19 protein-coding genes are annotated in these 25,108 nt (G+C 49.7%); 12 read left to right on the forward strand and 7 right to left on the reverse strand.

Annotation, left to right across the window (positions count from 1 at the left end; all coding sequences use genetic code 11):
- Positions 1-28: 28 nt before the first annotated feature.
- A complete protein-coding gene (gene abc-f, locus KS4_RS04010; protein ID WP_200761550.1) occupies positions 29-2,134 on the reverse strand; it encodes a ribosomal protection-like ABC-F family protein in 2,106 nt (701 codons plus the stop codon).
- On the opposite strand from abc-f, the gene KS4_RS17480 reads away from it, so the two are divergent.
- Both KS4_RS17480 and KS4_RS04015 read left to right on the forward strand, forming a co-directional pair.
- Entirely contained in the window at positions 2,109-2,402 is a 294-nt protein-coding gene (locus KS4_RS17480; RefSeq protein WP_200761759.1) for a hypothetical protein, read from the forward strand. The two genes, abc-f and KS4_RS17480, sit on opposite strands and share 26 nt — an antisense overlap.
- Entirely contained in the window at positions 2,350-3,753 is a 1,404-nt protein-coding gene (locus KS4_RS04015) for a sulfatase family protein (RefSeq protein WP_200761551.1), read from the forward strand. Before KS4_RS17480 ends, KS4_RS04015 begins: the two co-directional genes overlap by 53 nt.
- 167 nt (positions 3,754-3,920) lie before the next feature.
- Here KS4_RS04015 and acs read toward each other — a convergent pair whose 3' ends face one another.
- Entirely contained in the window at positions 3,921-5,942 is a 2,022-nt protein-coding gene (gene acs / locus KS4_RS04020) for an acetate--CoA ligase (RefSeq protein ID WP_145074961.1), read from the reverse strand.
- A gap of 539 nt (positions 5,943-6,481) precedes the next feature.
- Here acs and KS4_RS04025 point away from each other — a divergent pair.
- From KS4_RS04025 to frr, 4 genes are all read left to right on the forward strand, one after another.
- A complete protein-coding gene (locus KS4_RS04025; RefSeq protein WP_200761552.1) occupies positions 6,482-7,669 on the forward strand; it encodes a carbonic anhydrase in 1,188 nt (395 codons plus the stop codon).
- Positions 7,670-7,727: 58 nt separating this feature from the next.
- A complete protein-coding gene (locus KS4_RS04030; protein ID WP_145074967.1) occupies positions 7,728-8,522 on the forward strand; it encodes an NYN domain-containing protein in 795 nt (264 codons plus the stop codon).
- 190 nt (positions 8,523-8,712) lie between these two features.
- Complete coding sequence (gene pyrH / locus KS4_RS04035; protein WP_145074970.1) at positions 8,713-9,441, forward strand: UMP kinase; 729 nt, start codon at positions 8,713-8,715, stop codon at positions 9,439-9,441.
- Between the two features lie 163 nt (positions 9,442-9,604).
- Positions 9,605-10,171 (forward strand): ribosome recycling factor, encoded by a 567-nt coding sequence (frr, locus tag KS4_RS04040; RefSeq protein WP_145074973.1) that lies wholly within the window; start codon positions 9,605-9,607, stop codon positions 10,169-10,171.
- A 75-nt stretch (positions 10,172-10,246) separates the two neighbouring features.
- Here the strand turns inward: frr and KS4_RS04045 are convergent, their stop codons facing one another.
- Positions 10,247-11,482, reverse strand: a complete 1,236-nt coding sequence (locus KS4_RS04045; protein WP_145074976.1) for a hypothetical protein — start codon at positions 11,480-11,482, stop codon at positions 10,247-10,249.
- A gap of 206 nt (positions 11,483-11,688) precedes the next feature.
- Between KS4_RS04045 and KS4_RS04050 the strand changes: the two genes are divergently transcribed.
- Positions 11,689-13,182 (forward strand): radical SAM protein, encoded by a 1,494-nt coding sequence (locus KS4_RS04050; protein WP_200761553.1) that lies wholly within the window; start codon positions 11,689-11,691, stop codon positions 13,180-13,182.
- A gap of 147 nt (positions 13,183-13,329) precedes the next feature.
- Here KS4_RS04050 and KS4_RS04055 read toward each other — a convergent pair whose 3' ends face one another.
- Complete coding sequence (locus KS4_RS04055) at positions 13,330-13,830, reverse strand: helix-turn-helix domain-containing protein (protein ID WP_200761554.1); 501 nt, start codon at positions 13,828-13,830, stop codon at positions 13,330-13,332.
- A gap of 518 nt (positions 13,831-14,348) precedes the next feature.
- Between KS4_RS04055 and KS4_RS04060 the strand changes: the two genes are divergently transcribed.
- On the forward strand, positions 14,349-14,870 hold the full coding sequence (locus KS4_RS04060; protein ID WP_145074986.1) for a hypothetical protein: 522 nt from the start codon (positions 14,349-14,351) through the stop codon (positions 14,868-14,870).
- A gap of 61 nt (positions 14,871-14,931) precedes the next feature.
- Here KS4_RS04060 and KS4_RS04065 read toward each other — a convergent pair whose 3' ends face one another.
- Positions 14,932-16,137, reverse strand: coding sequence for an aminopeptidase (locus KS4_RS04065; protein ID WP_145074989.1), 1,206 nt, complete (start codon positions 16,135-16,137; stop codon positions 14,932-14,934).
- A 214-nt stretch (positions 16,138-16,351) separates the two neighbouring features.
- Between KS4_RS04065 and KS4_RS04070 the strand changes: the two genes are divergently transcribed.
- The 3 genes from KS4_RS04070 to KS4_RS17860 all read left to right on the forward strand — a co-directional run bounded on the left by KS4_RS04070 (position 16,352) and on the right by KS4_RS17860 (position 19,249).
- Positions 16,352-17,497 carry a phosphotransferase gene (locus KS4_RS04070; protein ID WP_145074991.1) on the forward strand — a complete coding sequence of 382 codons (1,146 nt, stop codon included), beginning with the start codon at positions 16,352-16,354 and terminating at the stop codon, positions 17,495-17,497.
- A 38-nt stretch (positions 17,498-17,535) separates the two neighbouring features.
- Entirely contained in the window at positions 17,536-18,012 is a 477-nt protein-coding gene (locus KS4_RS04075; RefSeq protein WP_200761555.1) for a GNAT family N-acetyltransferase, read from the forward strand.
- A 421-nt stretch (positions 18,013-18,433) separates the two neighbouring features.
- The gene (locus tag KS4_RS17860; RefSeq protein ID WP_145074994.1) at positions 18,434-19,249 is read left to right on the forward strand and encodes a type II secretion system protein; all 816 of its coding nucleotides are present in this window, start codon (positions 18,434-18,436) and stop codon (positions 19,247-19,249) included.
- Between the two features lie 538 nt (positions 19,250-19,787).
- Here the strand turns inward: KS4_RS17860 and alr are convergent.
- A complete protein-coding gene (alr, locus tag KS4_RS04085; protein WP_145074997.1) occupies positions 19,788-21,068 on the reverse strand; it encodes an alanine racemase in 1,281 nt (426 codons plus the stop codon).
- A 520-nt stretch (positions 21,069-21,588) separates the two neighbouring features.
- On the opposite strand from alr, the gene KS4_RS04090 reads away from it, so the two are divergent.
- Positions 21,589-22,941 (forward strand): DEAD/DEAH box helicase, encoded by a 1,353-nt coding sequence (locus KS4_RS04090; protein WP_145075000.1) that lies wholly within the window; start codon positions 21,589-21,591, stop codon positions 22,939-22,941.
- Positions 22,942-23,208: 267 nt separating this feature from the next.
- On the opposite strand, the gene KS4_RS04095 is transcribed toward KS4_RS04090, so the two are convergent.
- The gene (locus KS4_RS04095; protein WP_145075003.1) at positions 23,209-24,939 is read right to left on the reverse strand and encodes a diguanylate cyclase; all 1,731 of its coding nucleotides are present in this window, start codon (positions 24,937-24,939) and stop codon (positions 23,209-23,211) included.
- Positions 24,940-25,108: the final 169 nt, after the last annotated feature.

The following is a 25,108-nucleotide window of genomic DNA, read 5'->3' on the forward strand; positions in this document are numbered from 1 at the left end:
TGGTGGGGCTAATCATCAGATAGATAAATTAATTTGATCGCGAGAGCCATTCGTCTTCGATTTGGCTGTACTCACTTTGCAATTTTTCTCGTTCAGCTGTGAGTTGTGTGACTTGGTCACCTTCGCGGTAAGTGTCTGGATTAGCGAGCAGGGTGTCAATTTCTGTGAGACGCACTTCAGCAGCTTCGAGGGCGGCTTCGAGTTTTTGCTGATTCATGTGCTTAAAGCGTGTGTTTTTTCGTTGGGTTGGTTGCTGTTGAGGTTGTTGTTTCTGAGATTGTTGAATGCGGATTTCTTCGGCTCTGCGTTTTTCAGCCTCTTTGCGTTGTTGTTCGTTGCGAGCTGCTTCGGCTTTTGCGGTTGCTTGATGCTTTTCTCTGGTGATGGTTTCGGCATACTCGGAGTAATTGCCGAGGAATTGTCGGACGTTACCGTTGCCGTCAAGGATGAGTAGTTGATCGACGAGATTATCGAGAAGCATTCGGTCGTGGGAGATGAGGATTAGTGTGCCTTCGATGGGTTTTTCACCGACGGTTGTGTAATTGTTGACGGGCTTAGTGTATTGCTTGAGTGATTCTTCAAGGCGTTCAGATGAGGGGATGTCCAAGTGGTTGGTGGGCTCGTCGAGGATAAGGACGTTGTGGCCGCCTGCAACAAGGCCTGCAAGGACGACACGTGCGCGTTCGCCGCCGGAGCATGTGCCAAGGAGCGAGTCCTGTTCGTTGCCGGTGAAGAGGAATGCGCCAGCCAGATCGCGAGCTTCCTGCTCGGTTTCGTTGGCAACGTGTCGGCGGAGATAGTTGACGACGGTTTCGTTTAGTGCGAGGTCTTCATGGGTTTGTTTGAAGTGCCCGACGTCGATCTGCGCGCCGTTTTTAACGATACCTGCATCGCGATCGAGGAGACCGAGGAGAACTTTGACGAGTGTGGTTTTTCCAGCACCGTTGGGGCCGATGATGCCGATTTTTTCGCCGCGTGTGATCTTGATGTCCACATCTTTAAAGAGGACTTTTGATCCATAGGCTTTGCTGACGTTTTCTGCGATGACGATGTGGTCGCCGGGACGTTTGGCTTTCTTGAAGCTGAGATTCATGACGTCGAGTTCTGCGGGACGCTCGAGCTGCTCGTCACGTATATATCGGCTGAGCCGCTTTTCACGGCCTTGCGCTTGTTTTGAGCGTTGGCCTGCGCGGTATCGATCGATAAAGGCTTTTTCCTGTTTGATTTTGGTTTGTTGCTTATCGTAGGCGCGGCGTTGGGCGAGAATACGTTCAGTGCGAAGCTCACGGAATTTGGTGTAGCTGCCGGGATATTCGACCATTCTGCCAAGTTCTAACTCGTAGATAGTCTTAACGCTGCGGTTGAGAAGCCAACGGTCGTGTGAGATGAGGATGACGGCACCGTTGTATTCGCTGAGGAATTCTTCGAGCCATTTACGGCCTTCAATATCGAGGTGGTTGGTGGGTTCGTCGAGTAGCAGGATGTCGGGGTGTGCGAGCAGAAGTTTGGCAAGCGCGAGTCGGCCTCGCTGTCCGCCGGAGAGATCTTTGACTTTGACGCCAAAGAATGCGTCAGTGAGTCCGAGGCCGTGAAGGACTTCGTCGACGATGTGATCGACGGTATATCCACCAGCAGTATGCATGTTGTGCTCGACACGCTCATATTGCTTCATGAGTTTTTCGAGTTGACTGCCTTCGGCATCTGCCATTTGGTGGGCGATATTTTCGAGTTGGGCATGCATTTCATCAAGGTGGGCGAAGGCTTCGCCTGCTTCCTCGCGGAGCGTTTTTTCACCATCGAGGTTGTGATCCTGATGGAGGTAGCCGACGGAGGCGCCGCGAGCGACTTGGATTTGCCCTTTTTCGGCTTTAAGGTTGCCGATGCCGGCAATGAGTTTCATCAGCGTACTTTTGCCACAGCCGTTACGACCGACAAGGCCGACGTGCTCACCGGCATCGAGGGTAAGGTTGACGCCGTCAAGGATGACACGGTCGCCGAAGCTGAGTTCTACGTTTGCTACGCTGATAAGAGCCATGTTGTGGAGTGGCCTTTCGATTGGTGATGCGGGGTACGGATAGTTCTGTTGCGGGCTGGGATCGCTTGAGTTGATGAGGGTAGAGATTGTAGCTGACATGGTGATTGCCGCCAAAAGTGACAGGATCATTACAGATGGTATGGCCGTTACGATTGGAACAGAAGGGTGTATTAGGACCGTTTTTGTCTGGGGGATTCGTTACTTTAGACAGTTGATGACACCTGTGCGGATCGACCAGCGTGGCCGTGATTTTATCCTTGATATTAGGGCGAAAATGTTCAACAAATGGGTCTGTATCTCCTATGCTTTGTGGCATGAGATCGACGCCCAATTTGTTGATAATCTTGCCGCGAGGATTCAGATCTGATGCGGTATCGGATGAACATGCGTGGCCGCTAGCGACTGCGCATCTGGAGGCGCTTGCGCGACGAGGTTCACGGATGGTAACGACCGCGTCATCGCCAGCGGATCCACTAGCGTTTGACTCGCTCATTACGGGGTTGCATGCGAGGCAGATGAGTGGCCATTTGGTGGCGACGGATGAGGATTTGGTGGATGAGGAAGGTGAGAAGAATGTACGGCCATATTCGCAGCGACAATTGGATGTGTCATTGGCGGGGTATTTGAGGGATGCGGGATATCACACCGCGGGAGTGGGATTGGTGCGGCCGTTTTTGACGCATCTGGACCAGTCAGTTTGTCTGGAAGATTTAGATATTGTGCGGCAATCGCGTGCGACTGAAGATTTGTATTACAGGCATTTACGAAAGCGTGGCTTGTTGGCGGCAATCATGAAGCAGCGGATGACGCGAAAACGGTATGGGCCGTTTAAACCGGAACGGTTGCTGCTGGAGCCATGTGATGATATTGATGGGTTTATTGCAAGGCAGGCGGAAGAGATGATTCCGACATTGCCTGAGGATAGGCCGTGGGCATTATTTATTGTGATGGCTGGGCCTGATTCACATTTGCCGCCGCCGACGATTTATGATGGACTAGTTTCGACAAAGCATTTGCGTGATGGTTTTACGTTGGCAGATTTCAGGGGGATGCATGCGATGACTCAGCCGGTATTTGTGCGGACATCGCTGCAGCATCTAGATCCGGGGCAGTTGGCTCGAATCAGAGCGGATTATCTGGGGCGTGTGTCGATGGTGGATTATGCGGTGAGGCAGATTGTGACGGCATCGGATCAGCGTAAAGATCGTGAACGGACATGGACGGTGTTTACATCGGATCGTGGAACGATGTTGGGAGAAAAAGGCCTTGTTGGTCATCAGTCGTTTCATTCGGGGTGTATTCAGACACCGCTGATTGTTGCACCGCCACGTCATACGACAATGCCGCATGATGCGATACCTGAAGGATTTTTCTCGACCGCTGATGTTGTGCCCACACTATTGGATATTGCAGGGGTTAAGCAATTGTCTAATGTAAGGTTAGGCGGTCGATCGTTGAAGCCATTGTTAATGACGGACGATCTTGTGCCGAAGGATACACCGCTTGGTTTGATATCAGAATTTGAGGATCGATTATTGATCGAAACACAGCGATACAAGATTGTGTACCGTACGCCGAGCTTTGAGCCGATGGCAGTTTATGACCTGATTGGTGATATTGATGAGAAAAAGAATTTAGTGAACTCGACCATTGGTTTTGGCGTGGCGAATGCCACGAAGCCACGGTTGGATACGATTCTTCAACGGATCTCTGCCTGATAAAGTCGGAATAATAAAGATGGATACGAACGAGCTTGGTTCGAACCCATCGCCAGGCTATCGCGGGGACTGGTGGCCTAAAGAAGATAACGCGGTTATGGTTTCTTTATTGCATGTAAAAAGCACGCTTAAACAAGCGTGCTTTTTGTATTAAATAGAGATTGTGACTAGTCACTATTTTGTTGCAGCTTCTCAACGATCGACTTGTCCTCAAGTGTTGTGATGTCACCTGTGATTTCACGGCCAGCGGCGATATCACGGAGTAAACGCCGCATGATCTTGCCACTGCGTGTCTTGGGTAACGCAGGGGTAAAGCGGAGTTTGTCGGGCTTGCTGATAGGCCCGAGTTCCTTTGCAACATGATTGCGGACTTGAGCTTTGAGTTCATCGGTTTCTTCGATACCACCGACGAGCGTCACGAATGCCGCGATGCCCGTACCTTTGATGTCGTGTGGGAACCCGACAACGGCAGCTTCGGCGACAGCCTCATGTGAGACGAGTGCAGATTCAACTTCCATCGTGCCGAGGTTATGACCCGCGACAACGATAACGTCATCGATTCGGCCCATGATCCAGAAGTTGCCGTTTTCATCTTTTCGTGCACCATCGCCTGCGGTGTAGCATCCCTCGATTTTTGACCAGTAGGTTTCGAGGAAGCGTTCACGGTTTCCGTAGATACCACGGAGCATGGATGGCCAAGGTTTGCGAACGACGAGAATGCCGCCTTCATTGGTGCTGACTTCTTCACCTTCACTGTTAACGACCGCAGCGTCGATGCCGAAGAATGGCCGTGTGCAACTGCCGGGGGTGGTGGTTGTGGCGCCGGGTAGTGGTGTAAGCATGTGCCCGCCAGTTTCGGTTTGCCACCATGTATCGACGATGGGGCATTTTTCGTTGCCGATGACTTTGTGATACCACATCCATGCTTCGGGGTTGATCGGTTCGCCAACGGTGCCGAGGACTTTAAGTGACGAGATGTCGTGTTTATCGATCCATTCGCGGCCCCATTTCATAAAGGCGCGGATAGCGGTCGGTGCGGTATAGAATTTGGTAACTTGATGACGTTCGATAATGTCCCAGAAGCGATCTTTTTCGGGAAAATCGGGGGCGCCTTCGTACATGAGCGTTGGAACGCGGTTGGGAAGTAATCCGTAGATGATATAAGAATGGCCAGTGATCCAACCAATATCTGCGGTACACCAGTAGACATCACCATTTTCTGCGCCGCCGTTGCCATCAGGCTTCGTTTCGTGTAAGTCGAAGGTGTAGCGGCTAGTTAGATAGGTGTAGACCATGTAGCCGCCGGTGGTGTGCATGATGCCTTTAGGTTTGCCGGTGGAGCCTGAAGTGTAAAGAATGAATAGCAGATCTTCGGAGGCCATCTCTTCAGCAGGGCAGTGCTCGCTTGCTGTGGATATGACTTCATGCCACCAATGATCACGACCATCAGCCATGACGATGTTGTTTTTGCAGCGCTCGTAAACAACGACGGTTTCAACGAGATCTGTAAGTGTGAGCGCTTCATCGACGTTATCTTTAAGTGGGACAATTTTACCACGTCGCCATCCACCATCGGCGGTGATGACGATTTTACTTTTGCCGTCTTCGACACGGTCACGAATCGCACTGGCAGAGAAGCCGCCGAAAATAATCGAATGAACCGCACCGATGCGTGCGCATGCAAGCATCGCAATCGCAAGTTCGGGGATCATTGGCATATAGATGGTGACGACGTCACCTTTTTGGACGCCGAGCTTTTTCAGCCCATTCGCAAAGCGGCTGACTTCGCGACGAAGATCGTAGTACGTGAGCTTGCGGACTTCGGGTTGGCCATTCTCAAGGGGCTCACTTTCCCAAATGATTGCGGTGTGATTGCCAAGCCCCGCGTCGATTTGCCTGTCGATGCAGTTGTAGCAAATATTGGTCGATCCGCCGACAAACCATTTCGCATCAGGTAATCGCCAATCTAGGACTTGATCCCATTTTTTAAACCAGTGCAATTGATCTGCGATCTCAGCCCAGAAAGTTTCCGGCTCATCTATCGAGCGCTTATGCATGGCTTCGTATTGCTCAATGGACTTGATATGCGCCCCATTTGAGAAAACCTTTGATGGCGGAAAATGACGATGTTCATCAAGAATCGATTCCATCGTGCTGCTGGTTTCGGCTGCGCCTTTTGCTTGAGTCATAGCCACGCTCCTCGTGATGTGCAATTCGTGTCTGTATGTTGATCTGAATGATTGTGTGTTCAATCATAGGTTGTGATCAAGCCGCTGAAATGAATGCGATAATTCAGCAGCCATGATTGATTGCCGACTTAACTCTGATGCGCTCGATCACTTGGTCGTATATAGGACTAACTAAAAACCCTTACGCATCTGCCATGCGTTTCATATACTTCCGCAGCTTATCCCTATGAACCCTCATGAGCAAGATATTTTTGAATCGTGTGATGGGTATGTCAGTATCATGTGAAAACGGATATGTCCCTATAAAAACAGTATAAATAAGACTGATATATATTTAGATCGGTGTTTAAGCTATGACGAACAAGATGTGGGCGTATCTGGCAGAATGTGTTGAGCAGAAATAATCGTATGGGCAAAATGTACCCGCGTTTTGGCAAATGATTTATCCCCATTCAGACGATCTTCTCTTAAGGTTTTAGTGAGCTATCGCTCGCGATGCGGTTGGCGAATATTCAATGAATGGAAGGTTGGTTTCGAAAATGGCTGTGATTGCAACTGTGTTTGGCCGCATGTTGTGTGCGGGTGTGATACTGGTCGGACTGTCTGCGATTGGCTCGCCAATTCATGCTCAGGAAACAGGACTCATTTCCGATTCACAAATGGCAGAGATGCGAAATCGATTTGCTAACAAAATAACTGCCGACGATGCGGTTCGCAGATTGAAAGGAGGAAACCAACAATTTGTGAAGCAGGAAAATTCGACGATTCATCTTGATCTCAAACAGTTAAAAACGATCTCACAGGCAGACCAATCAAAATATGCGTTTGCAACGATTCTGTCCTGTTCAGATTCACGCGTACCACTGGAATTGATATTCGATCAAAGTTTTTTAGATCTTTTTGTCATACGCGTTGCGGGTAATGTTTCAGGCGTATCGCAGCTTGGCTCAATTGAATACGGCTTGGCTCATGTGAAAACACCTGTACTGCTTGTCTTGGGTCATGAAAACTGTGGTGCCGTCGAAGCGACAATCCAGGCAGTGGATCAAGGCAATCTAGTTTTAGAACGAAATATCCCCGCGTTGATCGAACAGATTAAGCCGGCTGTTGAGCGAACAAAAAAAGAACATCCCAATGCCAAAGATCATGAGTTGCTTGATCTTGCGATAGCAGAAAATGTTTACCAGCAAATAGCGCAAATCTATTACCTATCACCAGTCACCCGTAAGCTATCTCAAGCAGGGTTGGTTCGTGTCGTCGGCGCGGTCTATAACTTGAGGAATGGTGAAATAAGTTGGTTATCACAAAATCGTATTAACGGGATTTTAAGTGACGTACTTTCAGATCCAGACCGTGTAAAGGATGTGTATGCGATTCCAGAAGTTCAATTCGGTTTGTCAGAGGCAGCACCTTTAAACGGGTATCCCATGTCGCATGTCTATCGACGAGACCATGATCGCTCGATTCGAGAGAGTCGCGCAGGGCCAGGTCCGGATAGCATCTCGGCGAAAGGCCGATTTTCCATTACAGGGTTAGGAGCAGCGGATTCAACTGATCCAGCGCCTCTACCTTATCCTAAGAATCTGACCAAATTAGACGATTCAGTTCTTGCAATACCAACAAAAACTTTTCCATGGCAAGATGTCATTATTGTTGTGATCCCATTTGCAATTGTCGTTCTGCTTGTGCTGACAACATTAATCGTGCGGCGATGCTATTCTAAATGAAATCCGATCAGCGTAAGCTGCCGACACGCCGTTGCTATCCACTCTATAATGCTGCACCATGCTCATTATTGACGCATACAACGTACTGCATCTGCCGATGCCTCAATCCCTCGCTGGGCTTGACGAGGCGCGGTTATGCCTTGCGATGTCGCGATCCGCATACCGTGAACGATCCGCAACCGTGGTTTGTGACGGTCGCCCAAAACCGCATATCCCCTCAACTTCGCCTGTTCCATCAGTACAGCTGCTTTATTCTGGTTTATCTAATTCTGCTGACGATCTGATTATCTCGCTGCTCGATGCGTCGACATCGCCTCGAAAGATCACGGTGGTGACCAACGACCGAGCAATTAAGCGAGCCGCTAAACGCCGCAAGGCTCAGCTTCTGTCTTCCGAATCTTTCATCACCCGTTTAGCCTCAACGCTCGGCTCAATACCTCCACTTCCAAAATCTGCAAAGCCTGACCTTTCCCCTGTCCCTGAAGATCAGGTGCGTGGTTGGCTTGAGGAGTTCGGTCTGACAGTCGAGGATCTGCAGAACGACCCGCTTTATGCAGAGCTACAATCGCTATCTCACGCAATCAACCCCGAAGCGCGCCCTGAGCCCACTGGGTCTCAGCAAGCTTCTCCAGCTTCAAACGAGGACATCATCCAAAAGCTCCGGGCAACTGAGAAAGCTGAAACCAAAGCAAAACGCAGGCAGAAAAAAAACAAAACCAACACCAAAAATCACAAGAACAATCGCATCACGCCGCCGCTCTCTAAACATGTCAACCGCCTCGACCCTGACAAACTTTTATCTTCGGATCTGCGGGAGGAACTCTCGAAATATTGGCCTCCACCCGGCCTCTAAACGGCCCTGTTCGCCCTTGGCCCCGTTTCCACCCGTAAAACCCACCTATTTTCGCATATTCTTATCTTTTTCACCCTTCACACACCCCCAATTCCAACCCAATAGCGTGTATCATTATCCCAGCGTAGGGCAGGGTATCGCTCCGCTCTTTTCCGCAAGTTTTTTAAATCAGATTAGGGATCACGCCTCCATGACCCAGCCAGCAACCTCTTATAAACGCGTTCTCCTGAAAATCTCCGGCGAAGCGCTCTGCAAATCAGGCTCCTTTGGTATCGACTCCGATGAACTCAAAATCATCGCCAATGAAATCGTCAAAGCAGCCAAGGTCGGGGCTCAACTCGGTATCGTCGTCGGTGGCGGCAACATCATCCGTGGTGCGACCCTCGCTCAAGAAGGCGCAATTCAGCAAGCGACCGCCGACCAGATGGGGATGCTCGGCACCGTCATGAACGGTCTCGCTCTGAAGGAAATGCTCGAAAAACTCGGGCAACCCGCTCGCGTTCTTTCTGCAATCAATCTCTCTGCTGTCGCAGAAACCTTCATCCGTGGTCGTGCGATCCGTCACCTCGAGAAAGGTCGTGTCGTCATCTTCGTTGCTGGCACAGGCAACCCATTTTTTACCACCGACTCTGCCGCCTCGCTCCGTGCAGCCGAAATCGGTGCAGACGTCCTCCTCAAGGCCACCAAAGTGGACGGTATCTACGACAAAGACCCCGTCAAATATCCTGACGCAACGCGCTACAAGCATCTCACCTTCTCTCAGGCGATCGACCAAGATCTTAAAGTTATGGATCTGACCGCCTTTGATATGTGCCGTAAACGCAATATCCCCATTATCGTCTTCAACATGAAGCAGACTGATCACATCGCCAACGTTGTGGCCGGTAAAGATCATGGCACCAAAGTGACCGTCAACTAAATCTTCCTGCCTCAAACATCGCGCACCACTCAAAATCGCAACTTTTACCCACACATACCCCTACTTTTGAGTACAATAGCCCAACAAGTCCGATCATGGACACCAAAGCACAATCAACCCTCACGCCGCCGCGGCGTCGAGTCACATAAACAAGGACAGAATCATGGATATCGATACCATCCTCCTCGAAGCCGAAGAAGCTATGGACAAAGCCGTTGATTACCTCAAAGGTGAACTCAAAGGCATTCGTACCGGCCGCGCCTCCACCGCACTTGTCGAGTACATCAAGGTCGACTACTACGGTTCCATGACCGATCTTCGTCAGCTTGCCATGATCACCGTTCCCGAGCCAACACAGTTGCTCATCAAGCCGTTCGATGCTTCCTCTGTGCAGGCTTGTGCGAAAGCCATCCAGAATGCTGGCCTCGGCCTCAACCCGCAAGTGGACGGTAAACAGATCCGCCTTAATCTTCCCGCACTCTCCGGCGAACGCCGTCAGCAACTCATCGGCACAGTCAAGCAAATGGGCGAATCCACCAAAATCTCACTCCGCAACACACGCCGCGATGCCAATAAGCATCTCGATAAACTCGGCAAAGATAAATCGCTTCATATCCCCGAAGATGACGTCGCATCCTCAAAGGACGATATCCAGGAAGCGATCAAGAAGCACGAAAAAACAGTCTCCGAGCTTGTTGATTCCAAATCCAAAGAAATTCAAGAGATCTAATCTCCCAATAGATAAACAAAAAAGCCGAGGCATCATGCTTCGGCTTTTTTTGTATTCAACTTTTGGGCAGTGCCGCTATTGCTTTTTCATTTGTTCTAACTCACGTCTCTCATACGGCCGTTCTAATCGCATCGGAGTCACAACTTCCCCCTCTTCCGGCAGCTTATCAGCACGTCCCGACGCAATCAGCTTCTTCAATTGATCGCTAATCCATTTATCTCTTTTTGCCTTTAATTTATAGTCGTTTGCGATCATCATCGCATACCCCAACCCTCTGCTTACAGTGACCGTTCCCTTACTGCGAAAAACCTTCTCGCCATTCTTCTTTAAGTACGAATACACAAACTCACGCAAGCGAATGTCTTCTGCTAATGACCAATCCTTATCCCAATGCTCGTACACATATTTCACCGTCTCAATCATCACATCCCCCTCTTGCGGCACCTCGCCCGGAAAATGAACGCTCGGCCACTTGTCAGGGTGACTCATGAATTCATGCAGCAATAAAAAACCAATCGCGACCGATGCTTCGTAGTGTGATTCCCCCTTGTCACCGTGATCCAGCTCAAACAACCTCGCCCAACACGTAATCCGCATCGCTTTTGGGGTACTGTGTCTAAGCGCTGTTAAGTCAGCATAAAATTCCTGCAGCACGCCATACACCTCACCGTGATATCGATACAACTCAACCACCGCTTCTTTCGGCAAGCGTGTTGTGATGTAGTTGTGCCCCAATTCATGCCGCACAATCACCTCAACATAATTACCCATCGTGATCTTATGCAGATCCGCCAGCTCGCCAACAGCCGGCGTTGGACTGTTGATATACTGCGGCCGCCACGATACCACAGGCAAAATATCGATCACACGTCCCTGCCGGTTACGACGCTCCAAAACCATCTGTACACCAACTTGCTCCTTATCCGGAGCGTAATTTGCAGTAAACTTATTCCCCCACATATTCACATCAAACGTGATCGGCTGCGGGCTCGATACATGCTTCCACCATTTTGGCCGAAAGATCTTCATGTAACTTTGTACACGTCGTACCGCTAACTTCTCATCCGCCTTTAAAAACCCACTCATACCTCTAACTGAACGCGATAACGCTTCAACTTTATCCCAATCATTGCTCAGATAGGCCTTCTCGTACTCGGCATATGTCTTCGCAGCATTTGCCTTACGTTCTTCCAACGATGCCCGTGGTTTTACCGCGCCAAACGCGACACCTCCGCACATCACAACCAATAGCAATGCGATACCCCAATTAGCCCACCACTTCTTGCTCTCCGGATATTGGCATTCATGCATACAGTAACTCATCCCATGAAAACTGATTTAAGACGGTTTTGTGGTTTTTGCCCCACATTTCGCCCCTATTCTAACCCATCACATCCCCATACCCAAGATTTTCCCAACCCAGTCCCTCAATCCTTCCCCCAATCCCATCAGCCCCCCGAATCCTTTACAATATTCCCCGTACCCAGCCGTGCACCCTCTATGAGATGGCAATCAAAATGACCCAGCAAACAACCACCCGCGCTCTCATGCTTCCGCTCGATTCAATCGATATTGATGCCGTCGTTGCAGGCACCAAACGTCTCACCCCGCAGGAAGCCTATAGCCTCTATCATCAAGCCTCACTCTACGATCTCGGCCGCTGGGCTAACGCCGTCGCCGAGCGCGTCCACGGCTCCTCCACGCGTACATACGTCAAAGATCGCAACATCAACTACACCAACGTCTGCACCGCACGTTGTACCTTCTGCGCCTTCCGCCGTGATCTCAAGGCCGATGGCTCATACACCCTTTCAACTGAACAACTCCACACCAAAATCAAGCAGCTTCTCGACGTTGGCGGCACGCAAATCCTCCTTCAAGGTGGTATGCATCCAGAACTCCCCATCGAGTTCTATGAAGACATGCTCCGCGATATGAAATCGACCTTCCCCTCAGTTCATGTCCACGGCTTTTCCCCGCCAGAATTCGTCGAATTCGTCGCCATCTTCAACATCCCCGGCTTCCCAACCCCCGGCCCCCTCAAAGCGCATACGCTTGACCCAGACATCTACATCGAAAAACTCACGGTTATTATGAAACGCCTCCAAGACGCAGGCCTCGATTCCATCCCCGGCGGCGGCGGCGAAATCTTCCCGCCTCATGTCCGTAACCGCATCGGCATCGGCAAAGCCGACGCGAATCAATGGCTGCAAGTCATGAACATCGCCCACTCCCTCGGCATGAAGACCTCAGCCACCATGATGTTCGGCCACATCGAAGGCGTCTACGACCGCATCATGCACATGAACCTTTATAGACAGTGGCAGGATAAAGCGCATCAGCAAAATCTTCCGGGGGAGTACGTCTCCTTCATCGCTTGGCCATTCCAACGTGAAAACACACCCATGGGCAACCTCCCTGACTACGATCCCGCATCAACAGACCAATTCCCCGGCGACATACTCGCCGACTTTATCGCTAATCAAGAGATAGACCCTAACGATAAAAAAGCACATGTCGCCGCAGTACCCGATGCCGGCAAAGTCGTCCGCCTCGCCGGTGCAACCGAATACCTCCGTACACAAGCCATCGCTCGCCTTTTCCTCGACAACATCCACTCCATCGGCTCATCTTGGGTCACCATGGGCCCGCACATCGGCCAGCTCGCCCTCAAATACGGCGCCAACGACATGGGTTCCATCATGATGGAAGAAAACGTCGTCTCCGCCGCTGGTACAACCTACGCTCTCAATGAGCAGTACCTCTGTCACCTCATCCGCACCGCCGGCTATACCCCCGCCGAACGCGACAACTCATACAACATCCTCAACATCTACACCAACGACAATATCGATGCCCCTGATCTGGCAGTTGAAGATTGGTCAACCCAACGCGCCACCACCATCCACTACGAAGACGGCTCCTCTTCCGGAACCTGTGACAGCATCCCTGCCGATCAACAATCTCAATCCGGCGATCCCAATACAATCTCACTCGACATCGCCGACTAATCGTCAGATAGCACAAAATCCCAACTGCCGTGATCTTACAGATTGCAGATTATCAATAAAAAAACGACCAGTATCTCAAACTGGTCGTTTTTATATTTTCATTTTCTGCAAGCCATGCAATCAACTCGCTCGCAGATTAATCCCAACTCAACTTCCGGGGGCGACCAGCTTCAATTTGCGTTTCCTGCGCTGCTCTGCCATATCCACCAGTACCCGCTGCGTGATCGTGCAGTTTCTCGCGACTTCATTCAACAGCGCAATCTGCTGCAGCGTTTTCTCAGGATCCATGGGCTCGCCGTTACGTACCGCACGCAGTTGTGCCAGCGTCTCAGCCGCATTACGCATCATATTGATTGCCGCATCTAATGCGTCTTCAACATCAACAACACCGTCGTCATTCACATCAAGTTCTAGATCCATATGCGAATACTGCCAAGCTGTCCCCGCCGAGTAGACCGAAAGCAAAGCTTCCTGAGCTTCTTTACGCGGCATGTGCCGCACCAGTAACCGAATCGAATCAAAGTCTGGCTGACTCTGCCCACTAATCCACCGATAGACTGTTGACGTCGACACGCCAGAAAGCTCCCCAATTTCTTTCGCCGTCGTCAGATTCTCATCTATCATCATCTGAAGTGTTTTTGCAAGCATACGTCGTACATCCTTTCCCGGAATACCTTGTCCATTGTTGATCGTGAATCCATCAACACACATCGCAGGCCTCTCAGTCTCCAATTCCACTACCCATGCGGATCAAAGATCCTCCCGCCGTATGTTTGAATCAGCGGCAAAACCTGCCGCCATAGTATAAACGCTTTTTTCGTTTGCCCCAGTATCAATTCGTAAAAGTCTACCCGCTCATCTTCCTCAGCTCTGATAACCTGCTATCCAATATCCCCATTCATGCAATCCTCGTTCCTCCCCGCAATTCCCCCTTTCCTCCCTAACCAGCCCATCCTCCCCCCTCCATCCCTCCATCTCTCTCCAGCCTCCCTCCCCAAGCACATTTCGCGCCACGTCCCTCCCCAACTCATCTATAACCCCACATTATTCAGCCCCAATACCAAGCACATTTAAACCGATACTGTTAGTAACCTTCTTCTCCGCAAAGACTCATTTCTCCTCAATATCACTCGCACGATTTACTCGCTTGTTTTGGAGTTCTAATCATGACCAATCAACCACCCCATGCCAACGCCGCCCCCACACCTCCGCAGCGACCCACCGTCGTTTCGTTTTTCTACGCATACATCACCTTCATGAATCTGCTCTACGCGATCGTTTTCGCTTTTTCTCTTCTCGCGATTGCGCTCCCGCCAGATGCCGATCAACCTCCAAGTGATGTACCTGCCGATACCGCAGCTTCGCAACCTGATCCCACCCTGTTCGATAACGATTCATTTCTGCAAGGTGCAGATCCTCAATTCGTAGGCCAGCTTCTCGCTGTTTTTTCCATCGTCATGATCATCCTTTTCACGACTTCTTACTTTATCAATCCGAACCGTTTTCGTTGGGTATATGCACTCATCCTCCTCGCCATCGGCGCCCTCAATCTGTGTCTTTGGCCTGTCGTCCTCCCCATCCTCTATTTCTGGTTGCAACCCAATAACCGTCTCTACCATCAATTCAACCCACTCGACGTCTATCATCGTCAACACTTTGGCCCCGACATTGAGCCGCCCAAACACTAATCCCAAGTTAGCCACACACGCACAATAAAAGCTCGCCATCAAGACGAGCTTTTAGTTTTTATTACTTTAAATGTACTTCGCGCGTCCTTTCAAGGGCGGGGTTGAAACAATCACTCTGACGAACAGGGGGGGATGGTGAAGGCCACGTCGAATTAATAAACCGTCCATCCTTCGATATCACTTCCCCATCCACCGTGATCGTCCCACCTTCACGCAGATCACACACCATATCCCAGTGCAATCCACTCACATTCTCATTCCTCGTCTCCGGATAGCCAGCCCCGACTGCAATATGGAACGTTCCGCCGATTTTCTCATCAAACAGCGTATTTTTCGTATATTCCTGAATCTGATAGTTGGTCCCAATCGCAACCTCACCAACTGCCCGCGCCCCTTCATCCATGTCCAGCATCTTCAGCAGAAATTCCTCATTCTTCTCTGCCTTCGCTTTGACAACTTTCCCCTTTTCAAACCACAACTCCACACCATCAACTTCACGCCCAAGATGCACCGCCGGGAACGAATACTTCACGTACCCATTAATCCCCCCATCCTCAGCCTTAAGGTTCGGCCCCGTAAATACCTCGCCATCCGGGAAATTCTCATGTCCACAACAATTAATCCACTTCATCCCCGATACGTTCACCACTACATCTGTCCCGTTAGCGCTCTGGAACCGAACCTCTTTTTTCCCATTCAGGTAATCCGCCACAAGCTGCTGACGTTTTTCAATCTCTTGCCATACAGCGACCGGATCTACCTTGTCTAGGTGTCCCGCCTTGAATACAAAATCTTCATACTCACGCAAACTCATCTCTGCATCCTGCGCACTGCCATTGGTTGGATACTGTGTCCCACACCACCGCAGCTCACCCGCCGCCGCACGCTTCATGAAGATCTCGCCGATTTCTTTTCTTGCCGCGCCTGCAAGCCCTTGCTTCGCTGGATCCACACGACTAAGCGATTTCGTGTTCACATCTGCCCATAACCCGATCGAGCAATCAATGGTCTTGATTTCTTGTAGTGATAACTCACTCACATACTGCAATTGCTCATCGTTCGCCTTTTCGTACATGATCGCCTCAAACGCCTCTGGCGAACTCCGCCAAAACGCATGCGCGCCCGCTTCAATAACCTTTTCATACACCGCCTCGAGCAATGGCAATCCAACTGGATCGCCGCTCAATCTCACCAGATCCCCTTGTTTCACGCCCACCGAATAACGCACAATCACATCCGCCAATTTATCTAAACGATCATCACGCATCGCAGCAATCCTTTTTTAAATCCGTTATCATTCTCACCGACCCGCCGCTACATAAACCCCATTATACGCCCTCTTCGCCCTTCTATCCTTCCTCATAAGCCTCATCCCTCTCATGCTCCTTATTTATCAAATTCATTCTTAACCTTCCTAGCTCGTGACCCTATAATATGACTACCAATTCGAAGCCGTTCCCTTCTTTCAGGACACCGTGCCCATGAGCCAGTCCCAGTCTTGCAGCCGATCGCAAAAAGTCTCAAGCGATACACCCTCCACCGAGGCTGATTCAGAACCATCAAATAATACCACGCCGCTGCCCGCTGAAGATCACGCTGCACACACCGCACCCGACGTCCCGCCTGAACTCAACACCGGCCACTTCGGCTCTCACCTCGAACCCATCATCAAACAGACCCTCTCGCCAAACCTCGGCGATATCCACTGGTTCCGCACCGATTGGCAACGAGGTGGCGCACTCACCGGCTTCTCCACATGGACAACACCCGACAAACAATCTCATGACGTCGTCATCAAGCTTCCCGTTCCCCCATGCGAGCGTCATTGGCTCGCGCACCTACAGGCTTACGCCGATCAAAACCCCACCGAACCTCCCATCGCGCCACGCCTTTTTGCTCACGGCGAATCTCTCGGCTCACACGACCTTTCTTACGTCGTCATTCAACGCCTCCCCCACGGCCCGCTCAACCATAAATGGCAAGGACACGAATTCGACCTCCTCACCGATGTCGCATCACGCTTTTACAAAGCCACCGCCAACCACCCCCTCTTAGGCGAACCTCTCCACCGTGATTGGCGGCAAGTCTTTTCCCTTGCTCAAAAACACGTCAAAAATCATTCCCTACCCAAGCAACTCGAAAAACGTTGGGCGAAAGTTTTCAAGAAAACCAAAAAAAAGCTCCCCGAATGGATCAAGATCTGGGACGATCGGCCCATCAACGGATGGAACCACGGCGACCTCCATCTCCGCAACGTATTAACCTTTAATCCTCCCCCTTCCCAAACAACACCCCCCGCATCCAATCAAAACAAATCCATAGCAAATACTTTCAGCGGCGCCGTTCTTATCGATTTCGCCGAAGTGCGAGTTGGCCACTGGACCGAAGACGCCGTCTATTTCGAACATCTATACTGGGCTGCACGCGATCGCCTTCAAGGCCGCAAACTCTGCAAAATGATCGCTCATGCACGTAAGCTCGCTGGCTTCACACTCGATCCTCATTGGCCACGCTTCGCTCAAACCAAACGCAACCTCCTCGCGATGTCCACGCCAGCCATGCTCCAACATGACGGCGGCTTTCACCATCTCCAAGCATGCCTCGAAGTCCTTGAAGCAAACGTCTAATAATCGATTAGGCTGCGTCTTTGATATCCCCCTCAGGCATGACCATTACCACGCTTATGCAGTACACCATCAAGCTCATCTCTCATACTCAGGCTCCGCTTGATCTCCTCCTCGAAGCTGATCCTTCCGTAGAGAAAATCAATGCTTACCTCCCGCATTCACATTGCTACGCAGCCATCACCTCGATCAATCAAATCTGTGGCCTCTACGTCCTGACCCCTCATTCATCCAATACCATCGAACTCATGAACCTAGCCGTCTACCCCGATCACCAAAAGCAAGGCATTGGCACTACGCTCTTAAAACACGCCATCCAAACCGCTCGTTCACGCCACTACCACACGCTCACTCTCGGCACGGGTATCTTCGGGTACCAACTCCCCTTCTACCAATCACTTGGCTTTACACCCACATACTCCATACCCAATTACTTCCTCAATCATTACTCAAAAATAATCTACGAATCAGGCAAGCAACACCACCACATGACCTGCCTTTCATATTCCCTTGAATAAGCAACACGCCATCTATTGAATATTGAACAAAATGCTGGAATCAATAATATCTCATATATATAGGTGTTTATCGTACCTGCGATCAAACTATCGCTCCTATCTTTTTCATTTAAACGCCGTTTGCTGAATAGTGCAGATACCATTTTGTAAAGTGAGAAATTAAGTATTTTAAGCTGCTGTTAAAAAAAAGATGTCAAAATTGCGCTGTGATACACAAAAGCATTGCAGGTATCCCATAATCTGTTTTTTTAACAAAATCGTCTGTTATATTAAATTGTTGAAAACACTTGACTGCGATCAAAAGAACGAAACTCTTAATTTAGAAATCGTATTTATATTATTTCAATAGCTTTTTATCTTTGTGTTTCTTTTGTGTCTGTGTGGGAACAAACCGGGACATTTGACTGATCAAGGAAATATCATGTCTAGAAAAAACGCCTTTACGTTGATTGAATTGCTAGTAGTCATATCTATCATAGCTCTGCTCATCGGAATACTACTCCCAGCACTTGGAGCCGCTCGTAAATCTGCTCTCAGTATTCAATGTCTTTCAAATCTCAGGCAACTCGGTACCGCAACACAGGCATTCGCGGTTGATCATGATGGATATATGCTCAAAGCATGGTTCAATCGTGGTATTTATTACGGCAATAAAAATTCGAATGTTGACGTCTGGATTGAAGTCGATTGGCCTCTCTACGGATTCGATGATCGACTCGCAGCTCTGACAGGCAGTAAAGACTTTTTGCATTGTCCTTCAGATGACAGCGGCGTCTTACGTGATTCTTTTGTCAGCAGTTATCCTGAAGTTGATCCCAACTCAGCTTCCTATCGCGTGAATATTAGCAATAACCCAGATGAAGGCAGAACCGCGATTAGTCTTGATAATATTAAAAATCCAACCCAATCAATTTACATCCTTGATGGCAATCCAGTTTATAGCGGCAGTGGTAATCCAAATAAACTGCACCACGTGGCAACCTTTGATTCTGTATGGGGCACAAAAGTAAGTTCGACTCACGATTATAACATTGGTTTCCGCCATTCCAGCAACGAAAATTTCAACGGTAACTTCAATGCAAACTTCTTGGATGGCCACGCATCAAGCGTCGGATGGGCAGATTCATGGGAGTCATTCGGTTCCTCCGGCCCAAACCGCGATCACACGCTTTGGCGCTCTCATTACGTTGAGAACCAATTTTTTAATGCTGGCGCAGTATCCGAAAATCAACAATGATCGACTCTCGCATGAGCATAACCAAAGGGACTGCGTTTACGCAGTCCCTTTTTACATCAACGTGTCGATCACTCACCTCATCGTTCGCAACAGATGCAGCTAATGTGTAAACCTTCACGCAAAGATTTACGAATTGTGTTGTGTCTTGAATTCCAAAATGACTTCGCACACAAACAATCACTCATCTCGAAAAACTCGCCCATGTTGTATCTGTTTTAAAACTCAGTCTATGCAGCATGATGAGAATGGAATCAGATTGCGCGCACAAAAACTCACCGAGACGCATAAGTCCTTATTTTTCGAGACCCCCACTTTCTGTTTTTGGCTAAAAACAATCCAAAACGCACCAAAGTTTGGCTATTTCGAATTAAACATCGCGATTCTTGGATCAGGCAAAACCCCAAAATCGAGATTTTGTGCGCACAAAAACCTCAAATTTTATCCGGCTCACCATGTAGATGGTTCAGAAAAAGATGAGTACAGCACATCCTTCATCACTGCTGCAAATTTAATTTTCGATACTGACATCCACCACAAACTACTTCAAATACACCCGCGGAACGTTTTCAGCGATACGGCACAGAATTTCCCACGGGTGTGATCCAATCATCGCACTCGTGCGTGGCACACTGTTGGGAGCATTCTCATCCGCACTGTAAAGCTCGACCACAGAACCAATTAGCGATTCAATCTCCCCGTCCCAATCTTGTACGACATCGGTCAAATCAATACTGATCTGATCCATATTCACCCGCCCAAGCACAGGTACATCACAGATCGGCAACCGTTCATCTGTAGGATGCAATCGAATCATCCCCTTGCTGCTGAGCGCTAGTGGATATCCATCGCCATAACCTATTGGTACTACAGCAAGTAGCGAATCTCGCTCCAGCGTTGCCGTTCCGCCATATCCTACCTTCGAGCCTTTTGGCATTCGTTGTATCAGCGCGATACTGCTCAGCCAGCTCACCGCATGTTTTAATCCCATGCTGTCCGAAATAATCGGGCCAGGCTCGAGGAATTCATATCCATAACCCCACAACCCGATCCCTGGGCGGATCATGTCAAAGTGATATTTACCATCACGAAGTATTGCGCAAGTGTTTCCAATATGAAGAGTTACATCTTTCGGAATGTTCTCAGCATTCTTCTCGATCGCTCCTTCGAAATTTGCCCACTGCTGATCTAGAAATTCCGGATTATCATCCGCTGTCGCCATATGTGAGTAAATCCCCGCCAGCTTCACGTGCTTGTAATCCGCCAATTTACCGATCATCTCATCGAACATCGAGAGGCTCATCCCGCCTCTGCTCATCCCAGTGTCGAGCATGATGTGAATGGGGATTGTTAAACCGTAAGTCCTGCCTATTGCATTGATTGCATCAAGTTGTACGAAATCATGGACAGACAAGTGCAGGCGATCTTGTGACAGGGGTCTGTACAGTGAATCATCCCGCTCGAGCTTTGTAAAAGGTAAAAAAAGCAGTACAGGCTTATTAATCCCACTTTTGATCAATTCGTCCGCTTCTTGCGGGCTGTAAACCGCGAGCATTTCGCAGCCGAGCTTGATCAGGCGATGCGAGATGACATCCGCGCCCATGCCATAAGCGTTCTTTTTGACCACACCGCAGACCTTGGCGGGTTGCCCGGATCGAGACGTTAAGTTGCGTAATGAGTTGACGTTATGATCGAGTGCGTTGAGATCGACTTCGACCCAGCTCACGGCGATTGAGTTTGGAGCTTGATCGAGTGATCGCCGATTTTTCTGTCTGTCAGCTTTCACATTGTTCTCAGCGGTGGAGGAGTTGGAAGGAATCATGTCAGGTTGCCTGTGTGGGAGTCTGGTGGGGTGGATTGTGATCTAAACGTGTGTAAACGGTGCATTGGTGATGCGTTACGCGAACGGCGGTTGTAAGCGTAGGCGAGTGTTTCTAAAATCAGTTGTCAACACACTTGTCAGGCTTATTATGATAGGGACTCGCGGTCGATCAGTTAAGTCTTAAATAGCGATAAGCGATTACTCACAGTATTGTCTACATAGGTGATACGGATCGCCTGAAGCATTGCGAATCATGTGTGTTGATGTTTTGCAGGGATAGAAGCTGCAAGCGGTGTAAACAGCGCGATCAGATCCGCGAGATGTGATCGGTTCAATCGCTGAGTGCATTTCATGTGTGGGTTGTTGTTGATTGTTACAAACCAGCAGCAGGAACGATTTCTGGGCGATGAGGCAATGAAACAGGTGTGATGTAACATGCCTGGCCGGCATATGGAAAGCGGTTACTGTTTATTTCCAGCCCCAAGGGAGGGGCTTACCTCAACGGGTCACAGAGTCATTTATGAGCGAGATTTTTGATACAAGTAATACGTTTGAAGACCTAGGTTTGCGCAATTCCGTGTTAAAGGGAATTGAGAAGATGGGTTTTCAGCATCCGACGGATATTCAAGCGTTATTGATCCCGGCGGTGCTGAGCGGTCGCGATGTGATCGGACAAGCGAAAACGGGGACGGGTAAGACGGCGGCATTTGGTTTGCCTTTGCTTCACATGTGTGAGCAGGGTGTTCCGATGCAGGCGTTGATTTTGACGCCTACGCGCGAGTTAGCTGCTCAGATATGTTCAGAGTTGGATCAGTTGGGCGAGTTTACGCCGATCCGATCGGTGAGCATTATTGGTGGCATGTCGATGCGTAAGCAGCAGCAGGCAATTGAGGAAGGTGTTGAGATTATTGTCGGCACGCCTGGCCGCGTGATGGATTTGTATGGTCGTAAGCAGATCAACTTTAAGAACATGAAGCATGTAGTGTTGGATGAAGTTGACCGGATGCTTGATATCGGTTTCCGCGATGATATCCGCAAGATTTTGTCGAACGTGAGATGCGAACATCAGACGGTGTTTGTGTCTGCGACGATTGATCCGGAAATTGAACGGCTCTCACGAAGCTTTATGAAGAATGATGCTGAGAAGCTGTCAACAGTGTCGGGTTCACTGACGGTTGATATGGTGGATCAGAAGTATTACACCGTTGAGGGTTGGGATAAACGTCGGTTGTTGATGCATATATTGAAACATGAAGATCCTGAGACGACGGTTGTGTTCTGTAAGACGAAGGCAACGGTTCAGAAGATCGCGGATTATTTGCGTGGTCGGAAGTTTGATGTGCGTGAGATTCACGGTGATTTGCGGCAGAAGAAGCGTAATAGTGTGATGAACTCGATGCGTGAAGGGAAAGTTCAGGTGTTGGTTGCATCAGACTTGGCGGCGCGTGGATTGGATGTTGAGCATATTACGCACGTGCTGAATTATGATTTGCCTGAAGATCCTGAGATTTATGTTCATAGGATTGGCAGAACGGCGCGGGCAGGGCGGCGCGGTTTTGCGTGGTCGTTTGTGACGCCGGAACAGGGGCAGTTGCTGACGAATATTGAGATTCTGACGGGTGCGCATATTGAGAAGCTTGAGTTTGATGAAGGCTTCAAGCCGGGCCCGGTTCCTAAGGATGTGTTAGAGGAGCGGGAACGGGAGGAAGCGCGTCAGAAGCGGCGAGAACAGGATACTGTGCGAACAGGGCCGCGATCGCTTGATGGGCTTAGTGACGATCAATTGAGCGCGATGTTCCCAGGTGGGAAAATTCCGACAGGCGCGAGTAAGAAGAAATCGGGTGGCCGATTGCGATCGAAGCGTCGCCGCTAAAAGCTAGAATAGAATTGAGATTACTTGAACCTCGTCATTGCATGGCGAGGTTCTTTATCTAATTGATGGTTAGGCTTGTCGTGTTTAATTAGATGTGGTGATGTTGCGACGAGTTTGAACAGTGCCCCACACGCAGAGCGTGTGGGCTTGTAGTTTGGGCGAAGTGGCAGTGTTGTTGCAGACGATTGATCGTTGATCTGCTAAACACCCTGCCACCGGCGGTGGCAGGCTTGAAGATGGGGAGGATGTTGATCAGTGGTGTTTGTGTTAGACGAGGCAGAAGTCGTGGTATGAGCAAGATTGGTTACGGCCGGATTGCTTGGCGTGATAGAGCGCTTTGTCAGCAGCAGAGATGAGTTTATCGAGGGTGTCGAGTTCGGGTGTGAGAGCCGCGAAGCCTAGGGAGATGGTGATATTAAATGAGGTGTTGTCGTTGTCGATGGTGGTGTTTTGAATCGCTTGGCGGATCTGTTCTGAGATAGTACGCGTTTCATCTAATGATGTGTTAGGTAGAAGGATGGCGAATTCTTCGCCGCCCATTCGGCCAAAGGCGTCGGATTTGCGGAGGATTTTGTTGATGCATTGTGTGAGTGAGGTGATTGTTTTATCACCGGTGGGGTGGCCGTGGGTATCGTTGACGCGTTTGAAGTGGTCGATGTCGAGGAGTATGAGGGTTAGAGGGGTGTTGTCCGATTGCGTTTGATGGATCATTTTCTTGCTGTGTTCGAGGAAGTATGAGCGCGAGTAGATGCCGGTGAGTCCGTCTTTTGAGGCGATTTTCTGGAGCATGGATTCGATGGCTTTGCGAGGAGAGATATCGTCGACGATCCAGAGGATACCTTTGTCGAGGTCGGGGGGAATGTTGGTGTCGAGTGCGTTGGCAGAGAAGGAGCACCAGACGGGAGAGCCGTCTTTGCGTTTGAGTTGTAGGTCGGCATGGATGGGTTCGCCGTTGATGAGTTTGGTGCGGTATGTGTGTACGAAGCGTTCGGTTTCTGGGTAATCGTAGTGTAGTATTTTGGTGCTATGTTTTTCGATATCGGAGGGGTGGTCGTAGCCGAGCATTTGGGCGAGGCGGGGATTGCACTTGTCGATGGTGCGGCCGGGACGCATGATACCGACACCTATCATAGAGTTAGAAAAGATAGATTGGAGCTCGCGTTTGTGCTCGGCTTCTGCGGTGATGTCACGGATGATGATACAGAGATGAGCATCGGCATCGACCCAAATGGGAGTCGATTGGATGAGGACTTCTTTTTGGGTTTTGTTGTTGAGTTTGATGATGAGTTGTTCGTGATCAGCTTGACCGCTTAGGAGCATGTCGAAGAGGCCGCGGGATGAGTTGATGGGCTGGGCGATGTGATTGGCGTGTTGTGAAGTTATTTGGTTGTAGTTTGTGTTGAAGAACGAGCAGGCTTGGTGGTTTGCGTCGGCGACGTGGCCGTTTTGGAGGTCGATGAGGATGATGGGGGATTTGTGGCCTTCGAACATTTGTCGGAACATGGCTTCGGATTCGATGGAGCGGTCTTCGGCTTTTTTCTGGTCGGTGATGTCGCGTGAGTAGATGAGTGCGCCGATGATGTTGTTTTGCTTGTCGAAGTAGGGTGTGAGTTTGGTGGTGACGTAGCGTCTGCCGATGGCGTTGTAGTTGAACCAGCCTTCATAAGTGGTGGTGTTGCCGTTGAAGCATCGTTCGAGTGCGGCTTCGGTGTGGGTGAAATAGATTTCGCTGCCGATGACGTCTTTGACGTGCTTGCCGATGATTTGTTCTTTGGGCAGGCCGGTTGCGGTGACATAGCGATCGTTGATGATTTGATAGGTGATCTTGCGATCGATATAGGAGATGAAGTCTGGGGAAGTAGAGATGAGTCGGGAGAAAAGGTCGAAGAGATCGCGCGGGGGCTTTGCAGGCTCGTTATTGGATCGTGGCTCGACTGAACTCATGGTGTTGGGTGTTGCGGCCCGGTGTTTGGGGAAGCGAATTGCGCGACTATTCATCGTGTTGGTTAATCGTTGGAAACACTATGTGATTAACCTGACAGAATCTGGATCGGCATGAGTGTGGGGGGAAATGAAGTGAAAGGCGTGAAAAGTTAGTGATGTGATTGTGCTTGTTGTGCGAGATGAGATGAAAAGAAAAGCGGCAGTTGAAAACTTGCCGCTTAAT

Origin of the sequence: Poriferisphaera corsica, assembly GCF_007747445.1 — a bacterium.
GTDB lineage: Bacteria > Planctomycetota > Phycisphaerae > Phycisphaerales > Phycisphaeraceae > Poriferisphaera > Poriferisphaera corsica.